This window comes from Sphingopyxis sp. Geo48 (assembly GCF_949769155.1).
GTDB lineage: Bacteria > Pseudomonadota > Alphaproteobacteria > Sphingomonadales > Sphingomonadaceae > Sphingopyxis.
The window spans coordinates 443,147-469,530 of the sequence record NZ_CATKPA010000001.1; the positions used below are offsets into that span (position 1 = coordinate 443,147).

Annotated in this window: 25 protein-coding genes; 15 read left to right on the forward strand and 10 right to left on the reverse strand. The window is 65.5% G+C overall.

Annotated elements, in window-relative coordinates; translation table 11 throughout:
* Nucleotides 1-184: 184 nt before the first annotated feature.
* The 3 genes from QOL79_RS02305 (at nt 185) to QOL79_RS02315 (ending at nt 2,327) form a co-directional block, all read left to right on the forward strand.
* Complete coding sequence (locus tag QOL79_RS02305) at nt 185-844, forward strand: BON domain-containing protein (protein WP_283418488.1); 660 nt, start codon at nt 185-187, stop codon at nt 842-844.
* Nucleotides 845-982: 138 nt separating this feature from the next.
* Nucleotides 983-1,777, forward strand: coding sequence for a universal stress protein (locus QOL79_RS02310; protein WP_283418489.1), 795 nt, complete (start codon nt 983-985; stop codon nt 1,775-1,777).
* Between the two features lie 130 nt (nt 1,778-1,907).
* Entirely contained in the window at nt 1,908-2,327 is a 420-nt protein-coding gene (locus QOL79_RS02315) for a response regulator (RefSeq protein ID WP_283418490.1), read from the forward strand.
* Between the two features lie 27 nt (nt 2,328-2,354).
* Here the strand turns inward: QOL79_RS02315 and QOL79_RS02320 are convergent, their stop codons facing one another.
* The 3 genes from QOL79_RS02320 to QOL79_RS02330 form a co-directional block, all read right to left on the reverse strand.
* On the reverse strand, nt 2,355-2,555 hold the full coding sequence (locus QOL79_RS02320; RefSeq protein WP_282946674.1) for a hypothetical protein: 201 nt from the start codon (nt 2,553-2,555) through the stop codon (nt 2,355-2,357).
* A gap of 65 nt (nt 2,556-2,620) precedes the next feature.
* Nucleotides 2,621-3,637: a zinc-dependent alcohol dehydrogenase family protein gene (locus QOL79_RS02325; RefSeq protein ID WP_283418491.1), complete on the reverse strand. Its 1,017-nt coding sequence runs from the start codon at nt 3,635-3,637 to the stop codon at nt 2,621-2,623.
* Nucleotides 3,638-3,689: 52 nt separating this feature from the next.
* Nucleotides 3,690-4,235, reverse strand: coding sequence for a GNAT family N-acetyltransferase (locus tag QOL79_RS02330; RefSeq protein ID WP_283418492.1), 546 nt, complete (start codon nt 4,233-4,235; stop codon nt 3,690-3,692).
* 747 nt (nt 4,236-4,982) lie between these two features.
* Here QOL79_RS02330 and QOL79_RS02335 point away from each other — a divergent pair.
* The 4 genes from QOL79_RS02335 (at nt 4,983) to QOL79_RS02350 (ending at nt 12,768) form a co-directional block, all read left to right on the forward strand.
* A complete protein-coding gene (locus QOL79_RS02335; RefSeq protein WP_283418493.1) occupies nt 4,983-5,978 on the forward strand; it encodes a substrate-binding domain-containing protein in 996 nt (331 codons plus the stop codon).
* Nucleotides 5,979-6,109: 131 nt separating this feature from the next.
* Nucleotides 6,110-9,079 carry a beta-phosphoglucomutase gene (pgmB, locus tag QOL79_RS02340; RefSeq protein WP_283419031.1) on the forward strand — a complete coding sequence of 990 codons (2,970 nt, stop codon included), beginning with the start codon at nt 6,110-6,112 and terminating at the stop codon, nt 9,077-9,079.
* Complete coding sequence (locus QOL79_RS02345; RefSeq protein ID WP_283418494.1) at nt 9,073-11,439, forward strand: TonB-dependent siderophore receptor; 2,367 nt, start codon at nt 9,073-9,075, stop codon at nt 11,437-11,439. Before pgmB ends, QOL79_RS02345 begins: the two co-directional genes overlap by 7 nt.
* A 99-nt stretch (nt 11,440-11,538) precedes the next feature.
* Nucleotides 11,539-12,768, forward strand: a complete 1,230-nt coding sequence (locus QOL79_RS02350) for an MFS transporter (protein WP_283418495.1) — start codon at nt 11,539-11,541, stop codon at nt 12,766-12,768.
* Nucleotides 12,769-12,951: 183 nt separating this feature from the next.
* On the opposite strand, the gene QOL79_RS02355 is transcribed toward QOL79_RS02350, so the two are convergent.
* Together QOL79_RS02355 and QOL79_RS02360 are read right to left on the reverse strand one after the other, a co-directional pair.
* Nucleotides 12,952-13,698: a LytR/AlgR family response regulator transcription factor gene (locus QOL79_RS02355; protein ID WP_204993264.1), complete on the reverse strand. Its 747-nt coding sequence runs from the start codon at nt 13,696-13,698 to the stop codon at nt 12,952-12,954.
* Nucleotides 13,695-14,789, reverse strand: coding sequence for a sensor histidine kinase (locus QOL79_RS02360; protein WP_283418496.1), 1,095 nt, complete (start codon nt 14,787-14,789; stop codon nt 13,695-13,697). The genes QOL79_RS02355 and QOL79_RS02360 overlap by 4 nt, the downstream gene beginning before the upstream one ends.
* Before the next feature lie 204 nt (nt 14,790-14,993).
* Between QOL79_RS02360 and QOL79_RS02365 the strand changes: the two genes are divergently transcribed.
* Entirely contained in the window at nt 14,994-15,962 is a 969-nt protein-coding gene (locus tag QOL79_RS02365; RefSeq protein ID WP_283418497.1) for a retroviral-like aspartic protease family protein, read from the forward strand.
* A 191-nt stretch (nt 15,963-16,153) separates the two neighbouring features.
* On the opposite strand, the gene QOL79_RS02370 is transcribed toward QOL79_RS02365, so the two are convergent.
* The 3 genes from QOL79_RS02370 to QOL79_RS02380 form a co-directional block, all read right to left on the reverse strand.
* Nucleotides 16,154-17,383: an acetyl-CoA C-acetyltransferase gene (locus QOL79_RS02370; RefSeq protein WP_283418498.1), complete on the reverse strand. Its 1,230-nt coding sequence runs from the start codon at nt 17,381-17,383 to the stop codon at nt 16,154-16,156.
* Nucleotides 17,384-17,409: 26 nt separating this feature from the next.
* Nucleotides 17,410-18,309, reverse strand: a complete 900-nt coding sequence (locus QOL79_RS02375) for an SDR family NAD(P)-dependent oxidoreductase (RefSeq protein WP_283418499.1) — start codon at nt 18,307-18,309, stop codon at nt 17,410-17,412.
* 202 nt (nt 18,310-18,511) lie between these two features.
* Nucleotides 18,512-19,726 (reverse strand): TetR/AcrR family transcriptional regulator, encoded by a 1,215-nt coding sequence (locus tag QOL79_RS02380; protein ID WP_283418500.1) that lies wholly within the window; start codon nt 19,724-19,726, stop codon nt 18,512-18,514.
* A 282-nt stretch (nt 19,727-20,008) separates the two neighbouring features.
* On the opposite strand from QOL79_RS02380, the gene QOL79_RS02385 reads away from it, so the two are divergent.
* The 6 genes from QOL79_RS02385 to rplA all read left to right on the forward strand — a co-directional run bounded on the left by QOL79_RS02385 (nt 20,009) and on the right by rplA (nt 23,557).
* Entirely contained in the window at nt 20,009-20,329 is a 321-nt protein-coding gene (locus tag QOL79_RS02385; protein WP_283418501.1) for a DMT family transporter, read from the forward strand.
* A 205-nt stretch (nt 20,330-20,534) separates the two neighbouring features.
* The gene (secE, locus tag QOL79_RS02390; protein WP_058454700.1) at nt 20,535-20,732 is read left to right on the forward strand and encodes a preprotein translocase subunit SecE; all 198 of its coding nucleotides are present in this window, start codon (nt 20,535-20,537) and stop codon (nt 20,730-20,732) included.
* Between the two features lie 31 nt (nt 20,733-20,763).
* Complete coding sequence (nusG, locus tag QOL79_RS02395; RefSeq protein WP_058454563.1) at nt 20,764-21,300, forward strand: transcription termination/antitermination protein NusG; 537 nt, start codon at nt 20,764-20,766, stop codon at nt 21,298-21,300.
* Between the two features lie 40 nt (nt 21,301-21,340).
* Nucleotides 21,341-22,267, forward strand: coding sequence for an acyl-CoA thioesterase (locus QOL79_RS02400; protein ID WP_283418502.1), 927 nt, complete (start codon nt 21,341-21,343; stop codon nt 22,265-22,267).
* Nucleotides 22,268-22,422: 155 nt separating this feature from the next.
* Nucleotides 22,423-22,854 carry a 50S ribosomal protein L11 gene (rplK, locus tag QOL79_RS02405; protein WP_058454562.1) on the forward strand — a complete coding sequence of 144 codons (432 nt, stop codon included), beginning with the start codon at nt 22,423-22,425 and terminating at the stop codon, nt 22,852-22,854.
* A gap of 4 nt (nt 22,855-22,858) precedes the next feature.
* Nucleotides 22,859-23,557, forward strand: coding sequence for a 50S ribosomal protein L1 (rplA, locus tag QOL79_RS02410; protein ID WP_058454561.1), 699 nt, complete (start codon nt 22,859-22,861; stop codon nt 23,555-23,557).
* A gap of 98 nt (nt 23,558-23,655) precedes the next feature.
* Here rplA and QOL79_RS02415 read toward each other — a convergent pair whose 3' ends face one another.
* Nucleotides 23,656-24,000: an arsenate reductase family protein gene (locus QOL79_RS02415; RefSeq protein ID WP_283418503.1), complete on the reverse strand. Its 345-nt coding sequence runs from the start codon at nt 23,998-24,000 to the stop codon at nt 23,656-23,658.
* Nucleotides 24,001-24,197: 197 nt separating this feature from the next.
* On the opposite strand from QOL79_RS02415, the gene QOL79_RS02420 reads away from it, so the two are divergent.
* On the forward strand, nt 24,198-24,920 hold the full coding sequence (locus QOL79_RS02420) for a murein L,D-transpeptidase catalytic domain family protein (protein ID WP_283418504.1): 723 nt from the start codon (nt 24,198-24,200) through the stop codon (nt 24,918-24,920).
* A 40-nt stretch (nt 24,921-24,960) separates the two neighbouring features.
* On the opposite strand, the gene QOL79_RS02425 is transcribed toward QOL79_RS02420, so the two are convergent.
* Nucleotides 24,961-26,331, reverse strand: coding sequence for a L,D-transpeptidase family protein (locus tag QOL79_RS02425; protein ID WP_283418505.1), 1,371 nt, complete (start codon nt 26,329-26,331; stop codon nt 24,961-24,963).
* Nucleotides 26,332-26,384: the final 53 nt, after the last annotated feature.

The window sequence follows — 26,384 nt, forward strand, 5'->3', positions numbered from 1 at the left end:
AGAAGGCCGCGACGGCAGAATCCGGGAAGCTCCCAAGCGGAGCTCTCCTTAAGGGAAGTTGCGAATAAGCCGCCAGCTTCGTCCCCGGTAAGGGTGGCCATAATCGCCCGGCGGCTCCTTGCCAGCGCTCGGCGGGCGTCGGTCCGCTCGCAAGGGGGCGGAGGCCCCTCAAAGGAGAAAGATCATGCCGAACAAGAGTGACAGCCAGCTTCAGGATGACGTGGTCGCCGAGCTCGAATGGGACCCAAGCGTCGATCACGCGGATATCGGCGTCTCGGTCAACGACGGCGTCGTGACGCTTGCCGGCTATGTGAAGAGCTTTCCGCAAAAGGTTGCGGCCGAACGCGCCGTGCGGCGCGTCGCGGGCGTGCGCGCGCTTGCCGAGGAACTGAAGGTGCGCTTCGCGTCCGATCCCAAGACCGCCGATCATGAAATCGCCAGGCGGATCGTCGACATAATCGGCTGGACGGTCGCGATCCCCGAAGGCCAGATCAAGGTCAAGGTCGAGCATGGCTGGGTCACGCTGAGCGGAACGGTCGATTGGCACTTTATCGCGAAGGAAGTCGCGCGTGCCGCGGGCCAGATATCGGGCGTCACCGGGGTGTCGAACATGATCAAGGTCGGCGATGTTCCGACCCCTGCCGACGTCAAGGCGCGGATCATGGCGGCGTTCAGGCGTCGGGCGGGCCTTGACGCGAGCAGCGTCTCGGTGACGACCGACGGCAGCACGGTGACATTGCGCGGCCGCGTCAAGGCCTGGCGTGAACGGCGCATGGCCGAGCTCGCGGCCTGGTCGGCGCCCGGCGTGACCGACGTAGAAGATTATCTCGCAGTCGACGGCTGATCCCGCTCGCTTGGGGAAGAGGCGACCCCTCTGCGGCCGTCCGGAAATTCGGGCGGCCGCCTTTCTATCCGTATCATTGCGCATACCGGCTTGGGCTGGCGACACATAGGCTCGGCGAAGAAACCAAGGAGACGGCTCATGAAGAATATCCTGTTGCTCGTACATGACGACCATGGCCAGGAAGCACGCCTGCAGGCGGCGCTCGATATCACCCGCGCGGTCGAAGGCCATCTGACCTGTATCGACGTCACCCCCTATCCGCTCATCGCGGGCGATGGGTTCGGCTTCGCCGAAACTGTCGTGGTCCTTGACGAGCGCGACAGCGAAGCGAAGAACAAGTCGGTGATCAGCGACCGTCTGTCGCGCGAGGATGTCAGCTGGAGCTGGATCGACGCGATGGACGAGATCGCCAACGCGGTGCTTGATGCCGCCGACCTCGCCGACCTCATCATCCTCAATCGCGCGCTCGACGGCTTTCCGATGCCCGACATGCGCGACATTGCGAGCCGCATCGTGGCGCGCGCGAGCGCGCCCGTGCTCGCGGTGCCCGAGACGCTTGAGCGCTTCGAGCTCGAGCGCGCGCTCGTCGCATGGGACGGCCGCACATCCGCTGCGGCCGCGCTCCGCGCCGCGGTCCCGCTCCTCGCCTTTGCGAAGGAGGTCGAGATATTCACCGCGCAAGAGTCCGACAATCATATCGTGCCCGAGGATGCCGCGACCTATCTGTCGCGCCACGGCATCGCGGCGAATGTGCGCAAGGCCGACATCGGCAAGTTCCACGCCGATTTCCTGATCTCGGACGAGGCCAAGATGTTCCGCGCCGATTACATCGTCATGGGCGCCTATGGCCGCGGTCGGCTGCGCGAAACCTTCGGGGGCACCACGAAGAATCTGCTTTCGAAGAGCAAATTCCCCCTGCTGATGAGCCATTGATCGATGGCCCCCGGCCCTGTTTTCCGGCTTCGGGCTCGCACCTCCGACAGGGCGAGCCCGACAATTCTGCAAGACCTAGCATGGTGCGACCAGGAACCAGGCGCCATGCAAAAATTTCGATAACGGGACCATGGACATGTTGATCGCCCGATCGGGTTGGAGCGAGGCACCGCCGACCATCCTTATCGTCGAGGATGACCCGGCGGTGCGCCGCTCGCTCCTCCTGCTTTTGCAGGGGCGCGGATTTGCGGCGAAGGCCTGGCCCGCAGCCGATCCCGCACTCGCCGAGGCGGCGCGCGCCGCGCCCGATTGTCTGATCGTCGATTACCGGCTCGAGAGCGGCGACGGCATCGCGATGCTCGGCGCGCTGCGTGCACAGGGCTGGGATGGACCGGCGATCCTCATCTCTGCCTATCCGTCCGAGGAATTGAGCGCCCGTGCGCTCAAGGCGGGCTTCGCGCTTGTTTTCGAAAAGCCGCTGCGCGAGCATATGCTCGTCGATGCCGTGACCCGTCTCACTCGCAGCGGTACGCCGTCGGCAAATCCTTAAGCCTCGTCCTGCTCCTCGCGGGCGGGCCTATTCGGGATATTCGCGCGGCGTGCCTTCGGGATGGCTGTCGGGAAGCACCGGCGCTTCGGGCGACGTGCGCAACGGCTGGCGATCTGGGTTTGGCGCCGGTGTTTCGGGATAGGCCTTGTCGGGCTGTGCCGGCGGGTCGCAATCGGGACACTCGGGAGGGCGCGCCGCGCTGGCGGTGTCTCGCTCGAAACGATCCATGGCAGTTTCTCCTGACCGGCCGGTCTGGCCTTCGCCTCTTTCGCGCCGCTGCCCCCGGCGCGCCATTAGGGATTCCCCGTAGCCACTCCCTCGGGGACGAGGACGAGCGCGCCTTCCACTTCGCCGGCGCGCAACCGGTCGAGCGCGCGGTTCGCATCGGCGAGCGGCAGCACAGTGACATGCGTGCGCACGTGGCAGCGCGCTGCGGCCTCGAGGAACGCAGCGCCATCGGCACGGGTCAGATTGGCGACCGACCGAATCGATCGTTCTTCCCAGAGATCGGCATAAGGAAAGGCGGGAATGTCGCTCATATGGATGCCGGCGCAAATGACGCGTCCGCCCTTCCGCACCCGGCGCAGCGCTTCGGGCACCAGCGCGCCGACCGGCGCGAAGAGAATCGCGGCATCGAGCGCGGCGGGCGGGGCCTCGTTCGACGCGCCCGCCCAGATGCAGCCGAGGCGGCGCGCAAAATCCTGGCCTGCCGTGTCGCCCTCGCGCGTGAAGGCATAGACGTCGGCGCCGTCGGCGATCGCGATCTGCGCAAGAATATGCGCGGCGGCGCCGAAGCCATAGAGGCCAAGCGTCTTCGCGCCGTCCGCCATGCGATAGGCGCGGTAACCGATCAGTCCGGCGCAGAGCAAAGGCGCCGCGTGAACATCGTCGAAGGCGGCGGGGATTGCGAGACAGAAGCGCGCATCGGCGACGACGTGCGACGCGAAACCACCGTCGCGCGTAAAGCCGGTGAACTCGGGTGCGTCGCAGAGATTTTCTTGGCCCGTAGCGCAATAGGGGCAGGCGCCGCAGCTCCGGCCGAGCCAGGGCACGCCGACCCGGTCGCCAAGCCCGAACCGCGTGACACCCAGGCCGAGCGCATCGACGCGGCCGACGATCTCATGGCCCGGAATGATCGGGCGCCGACCGCTGATGTCGCCGTCGGCAATATGGAGATCGGTCCGGCATACGCCGCACGCGAGGACAGCGATCCGGATCTCGCCGTCGCCCGGTGTGGGCATCATCCGCTCGACGCGGCGTAGCGGCGCCCCCGGCGTGTCGAGCTGCATGGCATAAAAACATTGGTCCATTGGGTGCGCCTCCGACTGCCTGCCGCTCGGGGCGCCGACCCGATCGCCCAAGTCAGCGAAGCTCCAGTTCGAGCAGCGCCAGCGTGGCGTCGCCGTCATAGTCGCTCGCCTTGAACCCCAGCGTGCGTTCGACCTCCATCGCGCCACGATTGGCGCGGCTCTCGATCGACCGCAGGGTCGTGAGGCCGCGGGCCCGGGCGAGATCGACGGCATGGTTGAGGAGCGTCCAGCCGACCCCGCGCGTCTTATACGCCGGCGCGACCGAAATCGCGACCTCGGCAGTCACGAACGCCTCGTCGGCTGCGATGAGCAGGCTCGCGACCAGCTCCGACGTTGCCGCATCGAACGCGAGCAGATGCTCGCGATGCCGGTGATCGACCCCGATCATCGCCGCGAGTTGCACGCTCGACAGGTGCGACTGGCCGCTCAGGAAGCGGAACTGCATATCGTCGGGCGTCAGCCCATCGAAGAAATGATTGACGATGTCGGCGTCGCCGTCGGTGACCGGCCGCAGGCGGAGATCGACGCCGCTGCGGGTCTGCAAACAGGTCTCGGTCGCCTCGCTCAGCGTGGTGTCGGGCGCATTGGTAAGCGTCATCCTCTGACTCCTTGATTTGGGACGGGCCGCCGAAGCGGCGAAGCGCGAAGGGTTAGGGTGCCCGCGATGCGGCTTTGCTCGCGCCGCGGGTCCGGCGGTGCGCGATTCACCGGGGTCCGGCGCGGGTGCGCGCGACACAGGGTCAATGGTCGGGGTTTCGGCATCGCCTGCTCCTTTGTGACCTCAGGCTAGCGCCCCGCGCGGTCGGCGCATTTCGTAATTATACGGACTTCCGGGCCTCCAAAGCGATGCTCCCATGCGAGCCAAGCCGTGTGGCAGGTTCGATCCGATGCGGATTTTGGGGCGGGGAAGCCGGCTTGGCGGCTGGACTCAAACCGTTCGGGGTCAAATGAGCCTATCCCAAGCACGGGCGAGCCTCATTTCGAGAGCCGCACGATCAAGCGACAGCTCGACTCCAGCCGCGGTGCGCCAATCCGCGAGCGCGAACCGAAGTTTGCCATCGGCTCGGCCAGCGGGCTGGCAGCTTTGCCAAATTGCCGCCGGCGACGTTGCCAGCCGGCCCACGACCGATGCGGTGCAGCGTCGTGTCTCCCTATCGCGAGAGGTTCCCGACCCTGGAAGTCGAGGGCCCGCGGTCCGGGATGGCATGTGAAAAACGCGTCGTGCGCCGCGCGCGCTTGAGGTCTGACCGCGAAGCCGCTTGTGAAAGTCCTCCGTCGGGCGTTAGGGGTGGGGCATGGCCCAGCATATCAATCCTTCGTCAGCGATCGCCAGGCCGGGTCGCGGATGAGCAAGCATAAGCCCAACGAGCGCGCGCGGCCGACCATGGCGGACGTCGCCCGCGAACTCGGCGTCGCGAAGATCACCGTATCGCGCGCATTGTCGGAGCATTCGACGGTCAAGGAAAGCACGCGCACGCTGATCCGCGAGACCGCCGAGCGGATGGGCTATCGCCTCAACGTCTCGGCGCGCAACCTGCGGCAACAGCGCACGCGGACGATCGCGGTGGTCATCGAAATGGCGCCGTCGCACGACCGGTTGATGAGCGAACCCTATCCGCTGTCGCTGCTCGGCGGGATAATGCAGGAACTGACTGCGGCGGGGCAGAATATGGTACTGACCACCATCGACCTGTTCGCCGCGCACCCGCCCTCGACCGACGGGGTGATCCTGTTGGGGCAGGGCGTGCATGACGACGCCGCTGCGATGATCGAGGCGACGGGGCTTCCCTATGTCGTATGGGGCGCCGCGCATGGCCCGCCCGAACGGATCGTCGTCGGTAGCGACAATCGCGATGGCGGCCGGCTTGCCGCAGACTACCTCCTCAAGAAGAAGCGCACGAAATTGCTCTTCCTCGGAGAAACCCAGCATGGCGAAGTCGAAGACCGCCTGGGCGGATTCGAGGCGACGCTGAAAGGGGAAGGGGCGGCGATTGTCGATCGGGTCGCCTGTGGCTTTACTGTCGCCGCAGGGCGCGAGGCGACGTCGAAACTGCTCGAACGCGGCAAGGGCTTCGATGGCATTTTTGCCGCGAGCGACGCAATCGCGATGGGCGCGATCGAGGCGGTCGAGGCGCAGGGGCTCTCGGTCCCGGGCGATGTTTCGGTCGTCGGCTTCGACGATTCGCCGGGGGCATCGCTCTTCTCGCCGCGGCTCACCAGCGTGCGTCAGGACTGGGCCACCGGCGGGGCCTTGCTGGCGCAGAAGGTGCTGGATCTCGTGGCAGGAAAACGCGTCGAATCCCGAGCCATGCCGGTCGAGCTGGTCGCCCGCGAAAGCTGATCTCCGATATTGCGAAACTCTCCGAAAACCAAGCGAAAGGGCAAAATGGTATCGATATCTTGACATCGATACCATTTTGCCGGACATAGCGTCGAGAAGCACCGGCCGGAGCAGCCGTTGCCGTGGTGAGGATGCGCGTGGCGATTTCCGACATGTCTCTCGATGCGATGCGGCTTGTCCGGCGCGGCCCCGATGCGGTCGGCGAGCAGGCGGCGGCGCTGTTCGCGCTGGCGAACGGCCTGTGCGGCGTCGCGGGCGTGATCGACGAGCGCGCGTCGAGTCCCTGCGCCTATCTGCCCGACGCCTATGTCAGGCGGCCGATCACCTATCATGAGAGTTTCCCGGGCTATGCGACCGCGACCGACACGCGCGTGCCGTGCCCCAGCCCGCTGCTGGTCCGTCTCCATATCGACGGCCGGCCTGTCGATTTTGCGGCGGCCGAGCTGCTCGATACCGAATGCGTGCTCGACTTGACGACCGGCGCGGTTCGCCGCGTCTCAAGCTGGCGAATCGAGGACGGTCGCACGCTCGAAATCGCGGTCGAGCGCATCGTACCGCTCGCTGGCGCCGCATGTGTCGCCTCGCGCATCCGCATCCGCCCGCTCGACTTCGCGGGCAGCTTTCAGGCCTGGCTGACCTATGGCACCGAAGCCGAGGGCGCGGGTGGCGCCGAGGCCGACGACCCCCGCATTTCCGGACGTTTGCGTCCGGTCTGGAGCATCATTTCCCCCCTGCCGGGTGACAACCCTTCCGTCACCCGGTTCGCGCAGGATGCTGTCGAACTCGCCTACCGCCAACATGTCGCAAGCGCGGCCGCTAAGGTCGCGGCGGTCCACGCGGGTCATGTGGTGCGCCGCGAGTTGGTCGCCGGCAGCGTCCTGACGATCGACCGGGTGGTCGCGATGGCTTGCGCCCGCGGCCGCCCGGTCGACCTTGTCGCGCTGGATGGCGTGGCGATGGATTTCGACGCGATCGCCGCGGGACAGCGCGCGGCGGTGCAGGCGCTGTGGGAGAGTGCGGCGCTCGACATCGACGGCGACGACGAACTGGCGCGGGCGCTGCGCTTCGACCTGTTCCAGCTCCACCAGTCGGCGAGCCGCGACGCGAACCACAGCATCGGAGCAAAGGGGCTGTCGGGCGAGGGTTACGAGGGTCATTATTTCTGGGACGCCGAAACCTTCATGCTGCCGGTCCTTGCGCTGCAGGCGCCGGAAAGGGCACGGACGCTGCTCGCTTATCGCATCGGCAAGCTGGACCGCGCGCGGGCCCATGCGCGGGCGATCGGCCATGCGCGCGGCGCGCTCTATCCCTGGCGGACGATCGCCGGCGACGAATGTTCGTCGCATTATCCGACGGGGTCTGCACAATATCATATCAATGGCGACATTGCCTATGCGCTCGCCCTCTATGTCGCGGCGTCGGGCGACGAGGCGTTTCGCGCCGAGGCAGCCGAAATGCTGTTCGAGACCGCGCGGGTGTGGATGGAGATCGGCGCCTTCGACGCGCGGCGTGGTGGCGCTTTCTGCCTCCACGGCGTGACCGGCCCCGACGAATATTCGGCGCTGGTCGACAATGATTTCTACACCAACGCGATCGCGCGCCGGCATCTGGCCTATGCTGCCGAAACAGCCGAATGGCTTCGCGCGCGCGGCGAGCTTGCCGCGGCGACGGCGGCGATCGGGCTGAGCGATGGAGAGGTCGCCGAGTGGCGCCGCGCGGCCGACGCGATGTGGCTGCCGGTCGATCCGGCGCTTGGCATCAATCCGCAGGACGATGCGTTTCTGAGCCGTCCCGAACTCCCCGGGCTAACCTCGGCGCGCGATGGCCATGGGCCGCTGCTGATGCGCTATCACCCGATGATCCTGTTCCGGCACCAGGTCGCGAAGCAGGGCAATGTCGTTCAGGCGATGGCGATGGATCTGGTTGAAATGCCCGTGTCGCGGCAGCGGCGGAATTTCGATTATTATGCGCGCGTCACAACGCATGATTCGACGCTGTCGTCGGTGTCGTTCGGGATCGCGGCGGCGCGGCTGGGCGATGAAGCGGCGGCGCTCGACTTCCACCGCGAATGCGCGTTCGTCGATCTTGAGAACCGTCACGGCAACACCTCGCACGGCCTGCACATGGCGGCGCTGGCGGGTAGCTGGCTGGTGCTGGCGCAGGGCTGGGGCGGGCTGCGCCTCGACAGCGCGGCGCCGTCGTTCCGGCCGCAGCTGCCGGCCGCATGGACGGGCTATCGCTTTCGCCTGCAATGGCGCGGAAGCGTGATCGAGCTGGCGGTCAGCGGCGAGGGTTGCACCTATCGGCTGGTGTCGGGCGATCCCGTCGACATTCTCGACCATGGGCGCCCGCTCCGCGTGGGCAGCGATCCCGTCGTCATGGACCGGCCGCGCCTGAAAGGCGTGATTTTCGATCTCGACGGCGTGCTGACCGACACGGCCGAGGACCATTATCAAGCGTGGCAAGCGCTCGCCGACTCCTATGGCTTCGCGTTCGATCGCGAGGTCAATCATCGGCTGAAGGGTGTCGATCGGCGTAACTCCCTGCGGCTGATCCTCGAACATGCGGGGGCGGAGGTCGAAGCGGAGAGATTCGACGCCATGCTGGCGGAGAAGAACGACATTTATCGCGAACGGCTTGCCGCCTATTCGCCCGCGAACCTCTTCGCGGGGGTCGGCGCGCTGTTCGACGGCCTGCGCGCCGCGGGGCTGAAGATCGGCCTCGCGTCGGCCAGCCGCAACGCGCCCGACGTCGTGCGCCTGCTCGGCATCGCCGACCAGTTCGATTTCATTGCGGATGCGGGGGCGGTCGCGAACGCCAAGCCCGCGCCCGATATCTTCCTGGCCTGTGCCCACGGCATGGGCCTTCGCCCGGACCAGTGCATCGGTATCGAAGATGCAGAGGCCGGGGTTTCGGCCATCCATGCGGCGGGCATGGTGGCCATTGGCATCGGGTCAGAAGAGGCGCTGCCCGACGCCGACATGCACGTCCCCGCCACAGGCCAGCTCACGGTCGCCAATATCCTGTCGTTCGAACGGGCTGCGGCGGCGCGCGGGGGCCTTTCAACCAGACCAGATAAAGTGGAGGAAATCTCATGTTGAACCGGACCCGTCTGCTGGCGTCCGCCGCGCTCTTTGCGCTGCCGACCGCCGCCTATGCCCAGGAAGCGCCTCAGACCGATTATACCGCGCCCGCCGAGGACGAGATCATCGTGACCGGCACCGCCGGCGGCGGCATCAACCGTCAGTCCGCTGCCTTCGCGATCACCAACATCACTGCCGACGCGATCGCCAAGGCGGCGCCGAACAGCACCGCCGATCTGTTCAAGGTTATCCCCGGCGTCTCGGCCGAAAGCTCGGGCGGCCAGAATGGCGCGAACATCTTCGTGCGCGGCTATCCCTCCGCCGGTGACGCCGAATTCGTGACGCTGACGACGCAGGGCGTGCCCTTCTTCTCGCCGCCGACCTTGTCCTTCCTCGAAAACACGCAGCTCATCCGCGTCGACGAGACGATCGCGCGCGTCGAGGCGGTTCGCGGCGGCACCGGTGCCCTGTTCGGCAACGGCCAGCCCGGCCTGACCGTCAACTTCGTCCAGAAGGAAGGCGGCAGCGAGTTCGAAGGCTTGGTGAAGGCCAGCATCGCCGATTATGGCGACGTGCGCGGCGACCTGGTGCTTTCGGGTCCGCTCGGTGACAATACGACCTTCCTTGTCGGTGGCTATTATTCGACCGGCCATGGCATCCGCAATCCGGGCTTCTCGCCCGAGAAGGGCGGCCAGATCACCGCGAACGTGCGGCATGACCTCGACAAGGGCTCGATCCTCGTCTTCGCGCGCTACCTCAACGACCATGGCCAGTGGCTGCTGCCGATCCCGGTCGTCCGCGACGGCGACAAGGTGCGCCAGTTCGGCAACATCGACCCCGGTACGGGAGCGCTCGCCGGCCGCGAAACGCGGCTCAGCCTGCTGCCCGACGGCAGCCGCGCCGATCTGGCCGACGGCCGCGGTGCGAAGCTGATCAACCTCGGTACGAATTTCGATTACGAAATCGGTGATGGTCTGCAGGTCCGCTATCGTGCCAGCTATCTCAACGGCGATGCCGATACGACGGGCCTCGTTCCCGCGAGCACCGCGCAGTCGGCGAGCGGCTATGCGGCGAGCCTTGGCGGGACGATCGGCAGCCTGACCTATGTCAATGGCGGCGGTGCTGTCGCGGGCACGCAGCAGGTCATCCGCGCCGGCACTTGGATCGTGCGCAAGCAGATCGAGGATTTCACCAACGATCTCAACCTCGAATGGAAGAGCGGGAACAACAAGTTCACCGTCGGTGCCTATTTCTCGGACTTCTCGTCGAACGACCAGTGGAACCTCGGCAACATCCGCCTGCTGACCGCAGAGAATAATGCGCGCGTCCTGGACCTCGTCCTCGCCGACGGCCGCGTCGTCACCAATCGCGGTTTCACGCAGGGTTCGTTCTTCAACGTCAACGCCGCCTATGACGGCCGCGAATATGCCTTTTATGCGGTCGACGAATATCAGATCACGCCCGAACTGCGGTTCGACGCGGGTATCCGGTATCAGAATTACAAGGCGACGGGCACGCTGGAGAACAACAATTTCGGCGTCGACGTCGATGGCGATGCGAACACGCTCTACGACAGCAACACGGCAGTCCTGAACGGCACCTTCAACACGATTTCGTACAAGAAGGGCGCCTGGTCGTGGACGGCGGGCCTGAACTATGACTTCACCTCGTCGCTCGGCGCCTATGTCCGCTACAATCGCGGCAACACCAACCCCTTCTTCGACAATCTGCGTGACGGCATCCGCGTCTCGCCGCGCGTCGACAATTATGAAGGCGGGATCAAGCTGCGTACCGACCTCGTGTCGCTCTATGCCACGCTGTTCCACACCAACTTCAAGGGGCTGGTGACGACGGTCATCGGCAATGGCGGACCGCAGGCGTCGATCGGCGGGGCGCGCAGCACCGGCGTCGAGCTTGAAGGACAGATCCGTCCGATCGACAATTTCGCGATCGCCTTCTCGGGCACCTGGCTCGACGCGAAATATCGCAACTTCTTCGCCAACAACGGCGCAACCGACCTCAGCGGCAACCGCGTCCAACGGCAGCCGAAGTGGCAGTGGCGCGTGACGCCGTCGTATGACATCGAATTCGGCAGCGACAGCAAGGTCTCGCTCTATTCGACCTTCGCCTATGTCGGCGACCGCTTCTCCGACACCGGCAATACGCAGGATCTCCCGCATTATTTCAAGATCGATGCGGGCGTCACCTTCGACGTCAATCGCGCGCTGACCTTCGCGGTTACCGCCGACAATCTGACCGACAAGGTCGGGCTGACCGAGGGCGATCCGCGCACGATCGGCCAGACCGGCGGCGAAGTCGTCAACGCGCGCCCGATCCTCGGCCGTTCGTTCCGCTTCAGTGCGGCCTATAAATTCTAAGAGGGAGGAGGGGGATCGACCTCTTTTCGTAACTCTCCTACTGGGTGGTCGCGGCCTCTTCGCGGCCACCCCTTCTTTTAGGTCTCACGGGGGACGGACATGGCGCGTACTCGGCTGATCGCCGCACTGATATTGACCTATGTCGCCTTTGCGATGCTCCTCAACAGCGTCGGCACGGTCATCCTCCAGTCGATTTCGAGTTTCCATGTCACCAAGCCCCAGGCGAGTACGCTCGAAGGCTTCAAGGACATCACCATCGCAGTCGTGTCGTTCGTCACGGCGAGCTATTTGCCGCGGATCGGGCTGCGCAAGGCGCTGATCGGCGCGCTCGCGCTCGCGGTGGCGGCGTGTTTCATCATGCCGTTGTTCGGCAGTTTCAACGTCGCGCGGCTGCACTTCGCGCTCGTCGGCGCGGCTTTCGCGGTCGCCAAGGTCGTCGTCTATTCGATGATCGGGCTCGTGACCGACGACGCGCGCAAACATGCCAGCCTGACCAGCCTGATCGAGGGCATGTTCATGGTCGGCGTATTGTCTTCCTATTGGGTGTTCAGCGCCTTCATCGATCCCGCAGGGCTGCGCTGGCTCGACGCCTATTGGGTGCTCGCGATCATCCCGGCGCTGGCGCTCGCGCTGCTGCTGTCGACCGGGGTCGACGAAAACCGGACGCATATCGGCGATGAGGAGCCGGGGATGGAGCGCGCGCCGATGCTGGCGATGCTGAAGCTCGCGGGGCTGCCGCTGGTGCTCGTCTTCATCCTCTGCGCCTTCGTCTTCGTCCTTATCGAGCAGGGGATCGGAACATGGCTGCCGGTCTTCAACAACGAAGTGCTGCACCTGCCCGCGCAGATGAGCGTGCAGGCCGCCAGCCTGTTCGCGGCGTGCATCGCGATCGGGCGGTTCGGCGCCGGAGCGGTGATGGCGCGCTTCGACTGGTATCCGGTGCTCAACGTCTGCCTTGCGCTGCTCGCGGCGCTGATCATCCTCGTCCTGCCGCTCGCCGACGGGCTGATGCGCGGTGCGATCCACGGCTGGGGCGACGCCCCCGTTGCCGCGTTCCTGTTCCCGCTGATCGGGATCGCGCTCGCGCCGATTTACCCGACGATCATCTCGGTGATGCTGAGCGCAATGCCCCATCGCCAGCATCCACCGCTGATGGGGTTGGTCGTGATTTTTTCCGCGCTTGGCGGCACCACCGGCTCGATCATTACCGGCGCAATCTTCGCGCATTTCGATGGGCGTACAGCCTTCACGCTGATGCTCGTCCCCACCGCAGCGCTGACGGTCGGGCTCTTCATGCTTCGCCGCAGAATCCGGGCCTCCGACGCTTGATCGCCGGAAAAGGCAAACGCAAGCTGACGCGATTGACCGCGACATCGCCGCTGCCAATGATCCCGATCGAGGCGCCGTGTTCACGCTTACCTTCCCTGGGGCGTTGATTGCCCGCGCCGTCGATCCGTTTGACTCTTTGCCTCATGGTCGGGCGGTCAAAGACGGATGAGATCGGTCAAGGGGTCAAGGCAAGCCCAGTCGTTCGAGCACCGCTTTCACATAGGTCGGGCCGACCTGTACGACTGCGCCATCCTCCATCTCCAAAGAGATCAAGCCCTTGCCGAGCCGCCGTACCGCTTTCACCAGCGCGGGACGGATGAAGGTCGAGCGGTGGACGCGCATCAATTGCTGCGGATCGAGGAGCTGTTCGAGCGCGCCCATCGAGATGCGATGGATGTGGCTGCGCGTCGCGGTGTGAAACAGCACATAGTCGCGCGCCGCCTCGACCCATTCGATTTGCGCGACGGGCAGGCGCAGATTGCCACTCGCGGTCTGAACCCAGATCGCGTCGTTGTGCGTCTCGTGCGGCGGCGCGGTTGCCAGCCGCTCGGCGGCATCGCGCATCGCGTGGCGCCGGCGTGCGCGCTCGACCGCTTGGCGCAGCCGGTCGAAGCGGACGGGCTTGAGCAGATAATCCGCCGCCTCGACCTCAAAGGCATCGGGCGCATATTGTTCGAAAGCGGTGACGAAGACGATCTCCGGGCGCGGGGCGACGACCAGGTCGGCGGCGACACGAATCCCGCTTTTCTTCGGCATCGAGATATCGAGCATGACTAGGTCGGGACGCAGTTCGGCGATCCGCGCCTCGGCTTCCTCGCCCGTCGCGGCGGTGCCCACGACCTCGGCGCCGTCGATATCGCCGAACAGCGTTTCGAGCCGGCGGAGCGCCAGCGGCTCGTCGTCGACGAGCAGGACGCGGAGCGCGCTCACGCCGCCACTCCCTCGTCGCTCCGTTCGAGCGGCAGGCGCGCGATCGCAAGGAAGCCGCGGTCGCGCGTCAGCGTCTCGAGCGTGCCCTTGGCGCCATAGTGCGTGTCGAGCCGCTGCCGGACGTTCGCGATACCGAGCCCGGTGCCGGGGCGGGCGTCCTGTTCGAGGCCCGCGCCGTCGTCCTCGACCGCGATGACCAGGGTGTCGCCGTCGCGCGAGGCTTCGACCTTGATCGTCACGGGCTCCGCCGAAGGCGCCAGCGCATATTTGATCGCATTCTCGATCAGCGGCTGGAGCAGAAAGCCAGGCACCAGCGCGCCGTTGAGCGCAGGCGGGCAGGTGAATTCGACCGCCAGCCGATCGCCGAAGCGAACGCTCTCGATCTCCAGATAATGCTGCAGCGTCGCCAGCTCGTCCTCGAGCGGCAGCAGCGCGTCGGGCTCTGAGGACAGGGTCGCGCGCAGAAATTCGGACAGTTTGGCAAGCATTGCGTCGGCTGCGCCATAATCGCGCGTGACGATCAGCGACGAGATGGCGTTGAGCGTGTTGAACAGGAAATGGGGGTTGAGCTGGTAGCGCAGCGCGGCAAGGCTGGCGGCGCTCGCCGCCGCTTCTGCTCGGCTTGCCGCCTCGCGCGCGGCGGCGAGTTCGAGTTCGCGCTCGCGGGCAAGCTTGTTCGCTTCGATCACGGTGAACGCCGCGCCCAGCAGCGCGAATTGCCAGACGAGGGCGATGAAGTTGTTCGTGGCGCGCAAGGCAAAGGGGGCGATCTTCTGCGTGGATACGACGAGCCGTCCGATCCATTCGCCGGTCGCGGCGTCGATCAGGGCCAGGGTCGCCGACGCCAGGATGACCGCAGCGCCCATCGCGGCCAGCCGGACGACCATGTTGCCGCGGCGCGTCCTGCGCACCGCCCAATAGACGCCGCCCGAAAGCAGGACGCCCATCACGCAAATGTTGATCACCGACACCGTGACGTAGAGGCTGGCACCGCTGAAAACATGATAGGGGATCAGATACAGCACCCCGGACAGCGTCCAGGTCGCGATGACCAGTGCGATGGTCTGGCGATGTTCGGGTCTCAGCGGCATTGCGATTCCTTTGTGTAATGCGCGCCAAGCATAAGGGAAGCCTGCGCCGCGGGCGTCCTTCCCCGTCGCGCCGGCGTCGGTCTTCGTCGCACGAAATCGGGTCGGGCGACCCGCGATCCGGGTTCGTAGAAGAAGGATGGAGCCGATATGCCGGGCCCGATAGCCGGCCTCCATTCGCGGCATTCCGCCGCCAGGAGACAGACTGTGGCAAATCGTTACCGCACCGGGCTGATCGCCCTCGGGCTGCTCGGCACCCTGATCGTCGCCGAGGGGCGCACCAACGCGTCCGAGCCTGTCGCTGCGACGCCCGCAGCCGCTGCTTTCCAGCCGCTCGAGATGCTGCCGTCGGGCCATCCGGTGATTCGGGTCGCGGTCGACGGGTCGGCGCCAAGGCGTTTCGTCATCGACACCGCGGCAAGCGAGACCACGATCCTGCCGAAACTTCGCGCGGCGATGGCGGGGCTCGTGGTCAAGCCGTCGGACGAGCCGCTCGACGGCGCGGCGGGGCGGTCGGAGGTCGAGACCGCGACGGTGGGTCTGCTGGAGGTCGCCGGTTTCGGCTTTCGCTCGCTCGAAGCGCTGGTGCTGCCGCCGGGGCCGGTCGATGGCCTGGGCGTCGACGGCATTTTGGGCGCCGACATCATCGCCGACTTCGCGGTCGAACTCGACATTCCGGCGCATCGCTGGCGCATGACGCGGTCCGCCGATGCAGCGATGCTGCGCGGGCTATCAGCATCGGTTCCCTTCACGCTCGACGAGGAACGCGCGCCGCGGCTGACGATCCGGCTGAACGGCGTCGAGGTTCCGGCAGTACTCGATACCGGAGCGCGCGGGACCATCATAAACTGGGCGGCCGCGAAGGCGATCGGCCTGACCCCCGATACGCCCGGACTGGTCAAGGGAACCGATGTCAGGGGAGCGACCGCCCACGCGACGCCGAGCGTCAAGGCGAAACTCGCCCGCCTGTCGATCGATACCGCCGAAATGCGCGATCGCGACATCCGCATCGCCGACCTGCCGGTGTTCAAGGTGCTCGGCTTCGAGGCCGACCAGCCCGCGGTGATCTTGGGCATCGACATGTTCGCCGACCGGCGCTTCGTCATCGATCATCCGGGGCTCCGCCTGCATGTCTCGCCGCCGGCGGACCCTGCTTCCGGACCGAAGCAACCCTGATGGAGCAGGGGCGGGCCGGTGCTGCGAACGCCCGCCGATAAGCCCGCCCAAAAAGAAGGCGCGCGGTACGGGATACCGCGCGCCCAGTTCGTGCCCAACGTGCCCCGTTGGATTTCCCGCGACGCCCATCGCGGGGCAAGGAGCACGGTCCGACCCGGGAGAGAGGGTGTGCCGGACCGCGCAATGCCTCGTTAAATGCGTTCGATGATCGTGACCGGCGCCATGCCGCCGCCGGTGCACATGGTGGCAAGCCCGGTATTGAGATCGCGGCGCTCCATCTCGTCGAGCAAAGTGCCGAGGATGATCGCGCCGGTCGCGCCGATCGGGTGGCCGAGCGCGATCGCGCCGCCGTTGACGTTTACCTTCGCCGGATCGACGTCGAGGTCGCGCATGAACTTCAGCGGCACGACCGCGAAGGCTTCGTTGATCTCGATCAGGTCGATGTCGCCGATCTCCATACCCGCCTGTTTCAGCGCCTTGCGCGTGGCGGGGACGGGCGCGTTGAGCATCAGTTCGGGGCTGTCGCCCGCCGAGCTGAGGTGACGGATGCGCGCGCGCGGCTTCAGCCCATGCGCCTTTGCATAGTCTGGCGATGCGATCACGACCGCCGCGGCACCGTCGACAACGCCCGACGAGTTGCCCGCGTGGTGGATGTGGTCGATCTCGACCTCGGGGTACGTCGCACGGACAAGCTGCGCATAGGTCGTTCCCGCCGCGTCAAGCGGGCGCTCCATGAAGCCGGGAAACGCGGCCGCCAGCGACGACAGGCCTTCCATCGTCGTCGAGGGGCGCGGATATTCGTCATGATCGAGCGCGAGGCGACCGTCGACATGGTGGACGGGCACGACCGACCTGGCGAAGCGGCCATCCTTGATCGCCTCGTCGGCGCGGCGCTGGCTTTCGAGGCCGAGCGCGTCCGCCTCTTCGCGCGTGAAGCCTTCGAGCGTCGCGATCAGGTCCGCGCAGATGCCCTGGTGCGGCTGCGGGTGTCGGCGGCGCAGATCTTCATTCCCGGCATCGACGAACGGGCTGCGGTCGGTGGTGCTGATGAAGGACATCGATTCGACGCCGCCCGCCATCGTTAGGTTCATCATTCCCGACATCACGCCCATCGCCGCGACATTGACAGAGGTAAGCCCCGAGCCACAGAAACGGTCGATCGTAAAGCCGGGCGCAGCCGGGCCGAAGCCCGCGTCGAGTGCGGCCATGCGCGCGATGCAGGATCCCTGCTTGCCGAATTGCGAACCGCAGCCCGCGATCACTTCGTCGATATCGTCGGGGTCGATGTCATTCCGCGCCGCGAGCGCTCGCAACACTGTCGACAACAGGCGCTGCGGATGGACTTCGGTCAGCGATCCCTTGCCGATCTTGCCGCCGCCGCGTGGGGTGCGGGCGGTGTCGATGATCCATGCTTCGGTCATGCAAATATCCTTTCGAATAGAAGAGCTCAGGCGGCCGCGCCGGCCATGGCCTTGGCGAACACGCCGCGCAGCTGACCGCCGCCATGCTCTGGCACCGCCTCGTCGGTGCGATCTGCGATTTCGGCAAAGCGCGCGGCGACGAGTTCGGGGGTCGGCGCTTCGTCATAGATACCCTTGGTCAGCGTGATGTTGGCAGTCTCGAAGCCGCCGGCGCCGGCGCACAGCGTCGTACGCGTCGGCGCCCCCTCGGAGACCAGATAGACAAGTCCGGCCGCGACGGCTTCGGGCTGGAGGCGGGCCAGAATCTCTTCCGCCATCAGGTTTTCGGTCATGCGCGTCGCCGCGACGGGCGCGATGCAGTTGACCCGAATGTCGCTCTTCGCACCCTCGATCGCGAGCGTCTGCATCAGGCCGACGAGCGCCATCTTCGCCGCGCCATAATTGGCCTGGCCGAAATTGCCGTACAGGCCCGACGAGGAGGTCGTCATGACGATACGGCCGTAATTCTGCTCGCGCATCAGGTCCCACACCGCCTTTGAGCAGATCGCGGCGCCCATCAGATGGACGTCCATGACGAGACGAAAATCCTCGATCTCCATCTTCGCAAAGCTCTTGTCGCGAAGGACGCCTGCATTGTTGACCAGAATATCGATGCGGCCCCACCGGCCGCGCGCGGCATCGACCATCGCCTGAACGTCGGCGACGCTGGTGACCGAGGCGCCGCTCGCCATCGCCTCGCCGCCGGCGGCGCGGATCTCGTCGACGACGCGGTCGGCGGCTTCGCTCGACCGGCCCGAGCCGTCGAGCGAGCCACCGAGATCGTTGACCACCAGCTTCGCGCCCCGACGGGCAAGCTCGAGCGCATAGGCGCGGCCAAGCCCGCCACCTGCGCCGGTGATGATTGCTACCTTGCCGTCGAACCGCATCGCATCCTCATTATTTTAGGTTTCGGTATGAAATTTTCCGGTCCTAGACCCCAGCAGATCGACAAGAGTCAATTCTGATTGGCCAAGTTTGCGTATTTGGTTTCCTGTTTGGCGCGAATAGTCGGGGCGCAGAACGGCCCCGTCCGCGGATCTGCGGATACGGCGGCCGAAAAATTTGGAGCTCGGGATGGCGGCTGGCGCGTCAGTGCGCGAGTAGCCCGGCGAAGAAGGGGCGCGTGTAGGCGGCGTCGATCGTCGTCTTGTCGAGTTCGGGCGCCCAGAGCCGGAGGTCGCCGACAGCATTGGTGATCGCGAGCAGGAGTTCGGCGCCGATATGTGGGTCGATTGGCCGGATCGAACCATCGGCGATGCCGCGGCCGATGACGAGCGCCGAGCGGTTCGAAAGGCGCCCGAATTGCTTGAGCAGCGCATCGCGTTCGGGATTCGGTATGCTGACGACGGCTTTCAGTGCGAGCAGTGGACCGGCCTCCGACATCTGGAAGTCGATCAAGGCTGCGAAGCTGGCATATATCTCGTGAAGCCCGCTACCCCCTTGCTCGTCGGCCTGCCGCTGTGCGGCGCGCATGATCGCAATCGTCCGTTCGAGGCACTGGATCACCAGGTCGTGCTTCGTCTCGACATGATGATAGAAGCTGCCCTTCGTGACCTTGAGCCGCGCCGAGATGCGCTCGACGGATGCCCCGGCATAGCCCTGATCGTTGATCAATTCGGTCGCTGCTTTGAGGAAGCGTTCGGGGCCGGCGTCCGACGGCGATCCGGGCGGCGGGATTTCGAGGGGCAGGGCAGGGGCGCTTTCTCCGGCCGCAAGCGCACCGATACCGTTCCGCAATATGTCGAGGATGCCGTCGGCGATCTCGGCAAAATAGCGGCTGTCGTAACTCTCCATGATCCGCCGCGACCAGAAGAGCGCCGCGAGCAACTGATGCGTCTGCGCGGCAAGTGCGGTGGCGTCGACCGGGGCGTCGGCGGTGACAAGCAACCCCCGGAACGACCGGAAGAGGCGGACAAAGGCGGCGTTGACCCCCTTGTCCCCCAGCGCCTGCGCATCGTGGAAATGGACGATCGGCGGCGTGCGGCCCTCGCAGATATCGGCATAGAGCGCGGCATATGCCCGAAACACCGCCGCGACACGCTGGAACGGTGTCGGCTGGGGCGCGGCCTCGCCGACAATCTGCTGGAAGCGGTCGATCGCCTGCAGGAAACATGTCGCGGCAAGCTGTTCCTTGCGCCGGAAATAATAGGCGACGCCGGTCGCGACGATGTCGAGGCGCGCCGCGACTTCCGCGAGCGTCATGCCGTGGACGCCCTTTTCGTTGATCAGTTCGACCGCGGTCTGGACAACCGCGTCGCGGCGGCGAAAGCGTCTGTCGGGTTTGGGAGAGGCGGATGCGGTCATGGGACAGGGGCTCGATCGGGCGCAGAAAAAAATGCCGCCTTGCGGAGCGCGTAACAAAAGATGCGGCGACAATCCATCATCCTGCCGCGGCGTTTGGCAGACGAAGCGCCGCCGCCGATGCTTCGACGATCGCCTTTGTATCGTGGTAATCCGGCGGCCGGTCGCTATATGGAGGGCACCGACGGGCTCCTGCCGGTTCGCCAAAGGGGCCACGTCCCCGCCCGCCCTGCGGCGGGTTTCAGGTCCGGGACGGCCCGGCAGTCTTTTCAAAGGAGGCTGCCCATGCCGTGGGTCTATCTTGTCATCGCCGGGCTGTTCGAGGTGGTTTGGGCTTTTTCCATGAAACAGTCGGATGGCTTCACGCATCCCGGCCCGACGATTGTCACCATCGCCGCAATGATCGCGAGTTTCGCGCTGCTTTCGCTGTCGATGAAGTCACTGCCGCTCGGTACCGCCTACACCATCTGGACCGGGATCGGTGCGGTCGGGGCATTTCTGGTCGGGATCGCGATGCTGGGCGAGGCCGCGAGTGCGATGCGCATCGTAGCGGCGCTGCTGATCGTCGCCGGGCTGGTGCTGATGAAAATTGCCACGCCGGCGTGACGCCGCGATCTGCCGCTATCGCTTGCCATCGTCCGGACGCGCGGCTAAAGGCGCTTCATTCGGACAGATGCGCCGTTTTCCTTCCGCCTTTCGCCGACATGCTCGGGGAGGGTGGGCGGACTATTGCCCGAAGCACGGTTGACGTGTGGGGGACGGCAACCCATCTGGCCCGGAACATTGACGCATGAAGGACAGGACGATCGATATGGCGAGGCCCAAGATTGGCGAATTCGTCAACCAGGTGAAAACCGAAGCCACGAAGATCGTGTGGCCGACGAGCCGCGAGACGGTGCAGACGACGATCATGGTGCTGATCATGACGACGATCCTGTCGCTGTTCTTCTTCGGCGTCGATTCGGTATTCAAGCTGATCGTCGGCTGGCTGACGTCGCTCGCGCGCTAAGCGCGAATCCAGGGATTAAGGAACAACCATAATGGCGCGCTGGTACATCATTCACGCCTATTCGGGCTTCGAGAACAAGGTTCGCGATTCGGTGATCGCCGAAGCCGAACGCATGGGGCTGACCCAGCTCGTCGAGGCGGTCGAGGTGCCCGTCGAAACAGTCACCGAGGTCAAGCGCGGCAAGAAGGTTCAGGCCGAGCGGAAATTCTTCCCCGGCTATGTCCTCGCCAAGCTGACGATGACCGACGACGTCTATCACCTTGTCAAGAACACGCCGAAGGTTACCGGCTTCCTGGGGTCGTCGGGCAAGCCGCAGGCGATCAGCGAGGCTGAGGCCGCGCGCATCCTGAACAGCAAGGAAGAGGCCGCGGCGCGTCCCAAGACCGAAATCCGCGTCGATTATGAGATCGGCGATCAGGTCAAGGTGCTCGAAGGTCCGTTCGCGAGCTTCAACGGCGTTGTCGAGGAACTCGATTTCGACAAGGCGCGCGTCAAGGTCAGCGTGTCGATCTTCGGCCGCGCGACCCCCGTCGAGCTCGATTTCGAGCAGGTCGAACGCATGAAGTGATGGCTCGGGCCATCGCTCTCCGAAAAGATTGGACCGTCGCATGAGTCTGACTCCTTCAGAGATTCAGGCTCGTGCCGATCGTGCGCGCGCCATCCACGCCGCGGTCGACCGGGAGCGCGTCGTCCGCCGCGTCACCAAGCTCTTCGATCTCGAAGCGGCTGAAGAGCCCGACGAATTTACCTTCCCTGCCTTCACCAAGCCTATGCGCCAGCGGATCTTCGGCGGGCAGGTGATCGCGCAGGCGATGGTTGCTGCGGCGCGAACGGTCGACGCGGGGAAGGGCGTGCATTCGCTCCATGCCTATTTCCTGCGCGGGGGCGACGAGGCGAAGCCGCTCCATTTCCGCGTCCACCGCGATTTCGACGGACGCAGTTTCGCGAACCGCCGCGTCGTCGTGCGCCAGGACGGCAAGGTGATCTTCAACCTCACGGCATCCTTCCAGGCGCCCGAGCAGGGGCTGTCGCACCAGGCGCCGATGCCCGATCTGCTGCCGCCCGACCAATGCCGCGACTTCGGCGATGTGATCGCCGCCGATCCGCTGATCGACGACGCGCGGCTCGAACAGTTGGCAACCAACCATCCGTTCGACGTCCGCAGCTTTCGTCCGCCCGCGGGCACGGCCTCGACGATGCATTATGAATGGTTCCGCATCGCGGCGCCGGTCGGCGACGACCCGCTGACGCATCGCGCGCTGCTCGCTTACGCATCGGACATGGGCCTCTTGTCGTCGGCTATGGTGCCGCACGGCCTGACCTGGACGCAGCCGGGGTTGTTTTCGACCAGCCTCGATCATGCGATGTGGTTCCACGACGACATCCGCGTCGACGACTGGTTCGTCTATGTCATGGACAGCGACTGGACCGGCGGCAGCCGCGGGATCAACCGCGGGCTCATCTATCGTAAGGACGGCACCCTGATCGCTTCGGCGGTTCAGGAAGGGCTGATCCGCCTCGTTCCGACCGCATAAGGCTTGTTTTCTGCGGCGTTTGCGCTTATGGGCGCCGCTTCGCGTCAGATAAGGGCGTGATTCCGCGCGGGAGGAAGGGGTGATGCCCTTCTGCTTGACCGCTTATTTTGAGCCCCGGATTGCGGTCGGGGGCGACAGAAAGAAAGGAGGCCATCATGGCCAAGAAGATTAGCGGCTACATCAAGCTGCAGGTGCCCGCCGGCACAGCCAACCCCTCGCCGCCGCTCGGGCCGGCACTGGGTCAGCGCGGCGTGAACATCATGGAATTCTGCAAGGCATTCAACGCCGCGACGGATGGCATGGAAAAGGGCACGCCGACCCCGACGATCATCACCGTCTATGCCGACAAGAGCTTCTCGTTCGTCACCAAGACGCCGCCGGCGACTTACCTGATCAAGAAGGCCGCGAACCTGAAGTCTGGCTCGAAGGAACCCGGCAAGATCAGCGGGGGCAAGATCGCCCGTTCGAAGCTGACCGAAATCGCCGAGATCAAGATGAAGGATCTCAACGCGAATGATCTGGAACAGGCAACGAAGATCATCGAGGGCAGCGCGCGCTCGATGGGCCTCGAAGTGACGGAGGGCTGAACCCATGGCTAAGCTGACCAAGAAGCAGAAGGCCCTCGAGGGCAAGGTCGACGCGCTGAAGCTGCACGGCGTCGACGAAGCGATCAAGACGGTGCGCGAGCTGGCCTCGGCCAAGTTCGACGAAACGCTGGAAATCGCGATGAACCTGGGCGTCGATCCGCGTCACGCCGACCAGATGGTCCGCGGCGTCGTCACGCTGCCCGCCGGCACCGGCAAGGACGTCAAGGTTGCCGTGTTCGCGCGCGGCGACAACGCCGACAAGGCGCTGGCCGCCGGCGCCGACAAGGTCGGTGCCGAAGACCTGATGGAAGACATGCTCGCGGGCAACCTCGACTATGGCCGCGTCATTGCGACGCCGGACATGATGGGCATCGTCGGCCGCCTCGGCAAGACGCTGGGCCCGAAGGGCCTCATGCCGAACCCGAAGCTCGGCACCGTCACCCCGAACGTCGCCGAAGCGGTCAAGGCAGCCAAGGGCGGCCAGATCGAATTCCGCGTCGAAAAGGTCGGCATCATCCACGCCGGCATCGGCAAGCTGTCGTTCGGCGAGGAAAAGCTTCGCCAGAACTTCGACGCCTTCGTCGATGCGATCGTCAAGGCCAAGCCGGCCGGTGCGAAGGGCAAATATGTCCGCAAGATCGCGCTTTCGTCGTCGATGGGCCCCGGCATCAAGGTCGATACGGCCGACGTGACCGGCGCCTGATCGAGCGTACAGGATACAGCGAAAGGGCCGGGGGAAACCCCGGCCCTTTTCTTATGGACGTTGCCGTTTCGGGGCGATGCGGGTCGCCGCGGGAATCGTCAGAGAATCTCGCGGACCAGATCTTGCGGGCGGCAAAAGCGAACGCCCTTGTCGGTCTCGACGAACGGGCGGTTCACATAGGCGGGATTTTCGACCATCGCGGCGATGATCGCCTCCTCGCCCGCGTCGCCTAGCCCGCGTTCCTCGGCGTCGGTGCCGCGCAAGCGCAGCGCCTCGCGTGCCGTCATGCCCGCGTCCCTGAACAGCTGGCGCAGCTTGTCCGCGGTGTAGGGCGTCTTCAGATAGTGGACGATCTCGACCTCGATACCGGGGGTCTCTTCCAGAATCGCCAGCGTCTTGCGCGAGGTACCGCAGGCGGGGTTGTGCCAGATTGTCGCTTTCATGCGGCGTTCCCTAACGAGAGTGTAACGGAGCGTAAACCGGCTATTCATGGCGATTATGGCACATTTTCCCGCATGAAGAGGCTCGACCGTCTTGCCTTTGCCGCCGGGAACCCGATCTATGCAGGATCGAGGGACCGCCAATAGGCGGCCAATGCGGGGTTGTGGTTCAAGTGAATGAGTTGATCGATCGCAGGGCAATGCTGGCAATGGCCGGTGCAGGCGCGTTCGCGGCGACGTCGGCGCGCGCCGCGCAGTTGCCCGACTGGCTTACCCAGCCGCGTCCGCCGGTGCCGGTTCAGGCGCCGGTCGACTATCTCGCCGTCGCGAAAAAGCAGCTCGCGCTGCAATCGCGCGCCATTCCGCAGACCGACCGCGTCGGCATCGTCGATTTCGGCCTGCCCTCGTCGCGGCCGCGCTTCGCGCTCGTCGACATGGTGAAGGGCAGGGTCGAGATGTTCCCGGTCACCCACGGCCGCGGTTCGGACCCGCAGCACGACGGCTGGCTCAAGCGCTTCTCGAACGCGCCGGGCAGCCTGGCCTCGTCGCGCGGCGCCTATCGCACCAGCGACTATTATTGGGGCGCCAATGGATCGTCGATGCGCCTCGCCGGGCTGGAGCCCGACAACAGCAACGCCGACATGCGCGCGATCGTCATTCACGGCGCCTGGTATGCCGACCCGTCGCTCATCGCGACGCAAGGCAAGCTGGGGCGCAGCGAGGGCTGTTTCGTGTTCGGCGAGGATCTGTTGCCCGAGGTGCTCTACAAGCTCGGCCCCGGCCGCCTGCTGTTCGCCGACAAGCTGAGCGTGCCGCCGCCGGCGCCGGCGTTCGAAATGCCGCCGCGCGAACCGCTGCCGGGCGAGGACAAGCTGATCCGCACCGGCGCGAGCAGCGGGACGATTCCCAAGACCGCAGATTGACCAGGTCCGTCGCTGCGTTCGCAATGACGGGAACAGTGTCTCAGTAAATTCCCCCGTTGCCGGGCTTATTGACCTGCGTGGTCGTCATCGGCGCGGTCGGGACCACTTCGGGCGGGTTCGGCGAGATCAGCACCGCGGCGGCGCGGCCGGGCTTGGCGAAGCTCGTTACCACCGGCGCGTCGCGGCCATAGATGTCGGCCAGCTTGGCGATGCCGCTCCCCGCCGCGTTCGGGACCACGGTCCAATAAGCGACATAGACCGGGAAGGGGTTTTCGAAGCTGAACTTCGTCGTCTTGCCGCTCGCGATCGCCTCGCCGAACTCCTCGGGGCTCTTGCCGGCGAAATAGACCGCCATCAGCCCGGAGAAATGCAGCGCGCGCTCGGTGCGGATGCAGCCGTGGCTGAAGGCGCGCGCGGCGGAAGCGAAGGCCCCCTTCGACGGCGTATCGTGCAGGTAGATGGCGTGCGGATTGAGCATCTCCATCTTCATCACGCCCAGCGCATTGTTGGCGCCGGGCTGTTGCACGACCGACAGCGTCTTGCCGCTCCCTGTCCATGTGTAGCCCTGCGCGCGCGCCGTCGCGGGGCTCCGCGCGATCGTGGCGCCGATGCCCTCGGCGATGATGCTCTTGGGCAGGGTCCATGTCGGGTTGACGATGATCCCCGTCGCCATCGGGTTGAGCTGCGGCGTCGGCGTCGTCGGTTTGCCGACGACGGCCTTGTGCGTCGCGATGATCGTGCCGCCATGGACGACGCGGGTCAGATATTCGGGGACGTTGCTGACGACATAGCGGTCGCCGAGGTCGCGCGGCATCCAGCGCCAGCGTTCCATGTTGACACGGATCGCATTGGCGTCGGCAGCCGATTTCGCACTCTTGAGCGCCGCCTTCAGCACCGTGAAATTGGGATGCACGGGGTCGAGGCCCGCAAGCGAGCGCGACACCGAATTCGAATTGAGCGCCGAGGTCAGCAACGGGATCAGTGGCGTGGCCTGCGCGTCGCTGTCGGTCATGAACCACTGCTTGCGCGCGGCATTGGGCGTGCGGCCGTCGCGCAGATGCGTCGCGAGCAGCAGGAAGCTGTCGGTCGCGACCTTGTCGAGCTGGATCTGGTTCTTCGCGAGGATCGCCTGCGCGAGGCCGTCGGGGTTATAGTCCTGCGGGAACAGTCCCTCGCTGCCGACCTTTTCGATGAAGCTCAAAAGCTCGGTCGCATTGGTTTCGGACCAGCTCGGCAGATTGGCTTCGGTCACGGTTTCGACGACCGGCGCGTCGTCGGTCACCTTGTCGGGTTGCAGGACGACCGAATCCTCCTTGACGCCATTCTGCGCGAAAACCGGCGTTGCAAAAAGGGTCAGGGGAAAGACAAGTGCCGCCGACCGGCGCAGCGAAAGGGGGGAATTTTTAGCCATGGTCAAAGCCCATAGCCAAAAACCATCCCTAGTGAAAGTGAGCGGCGGCACAG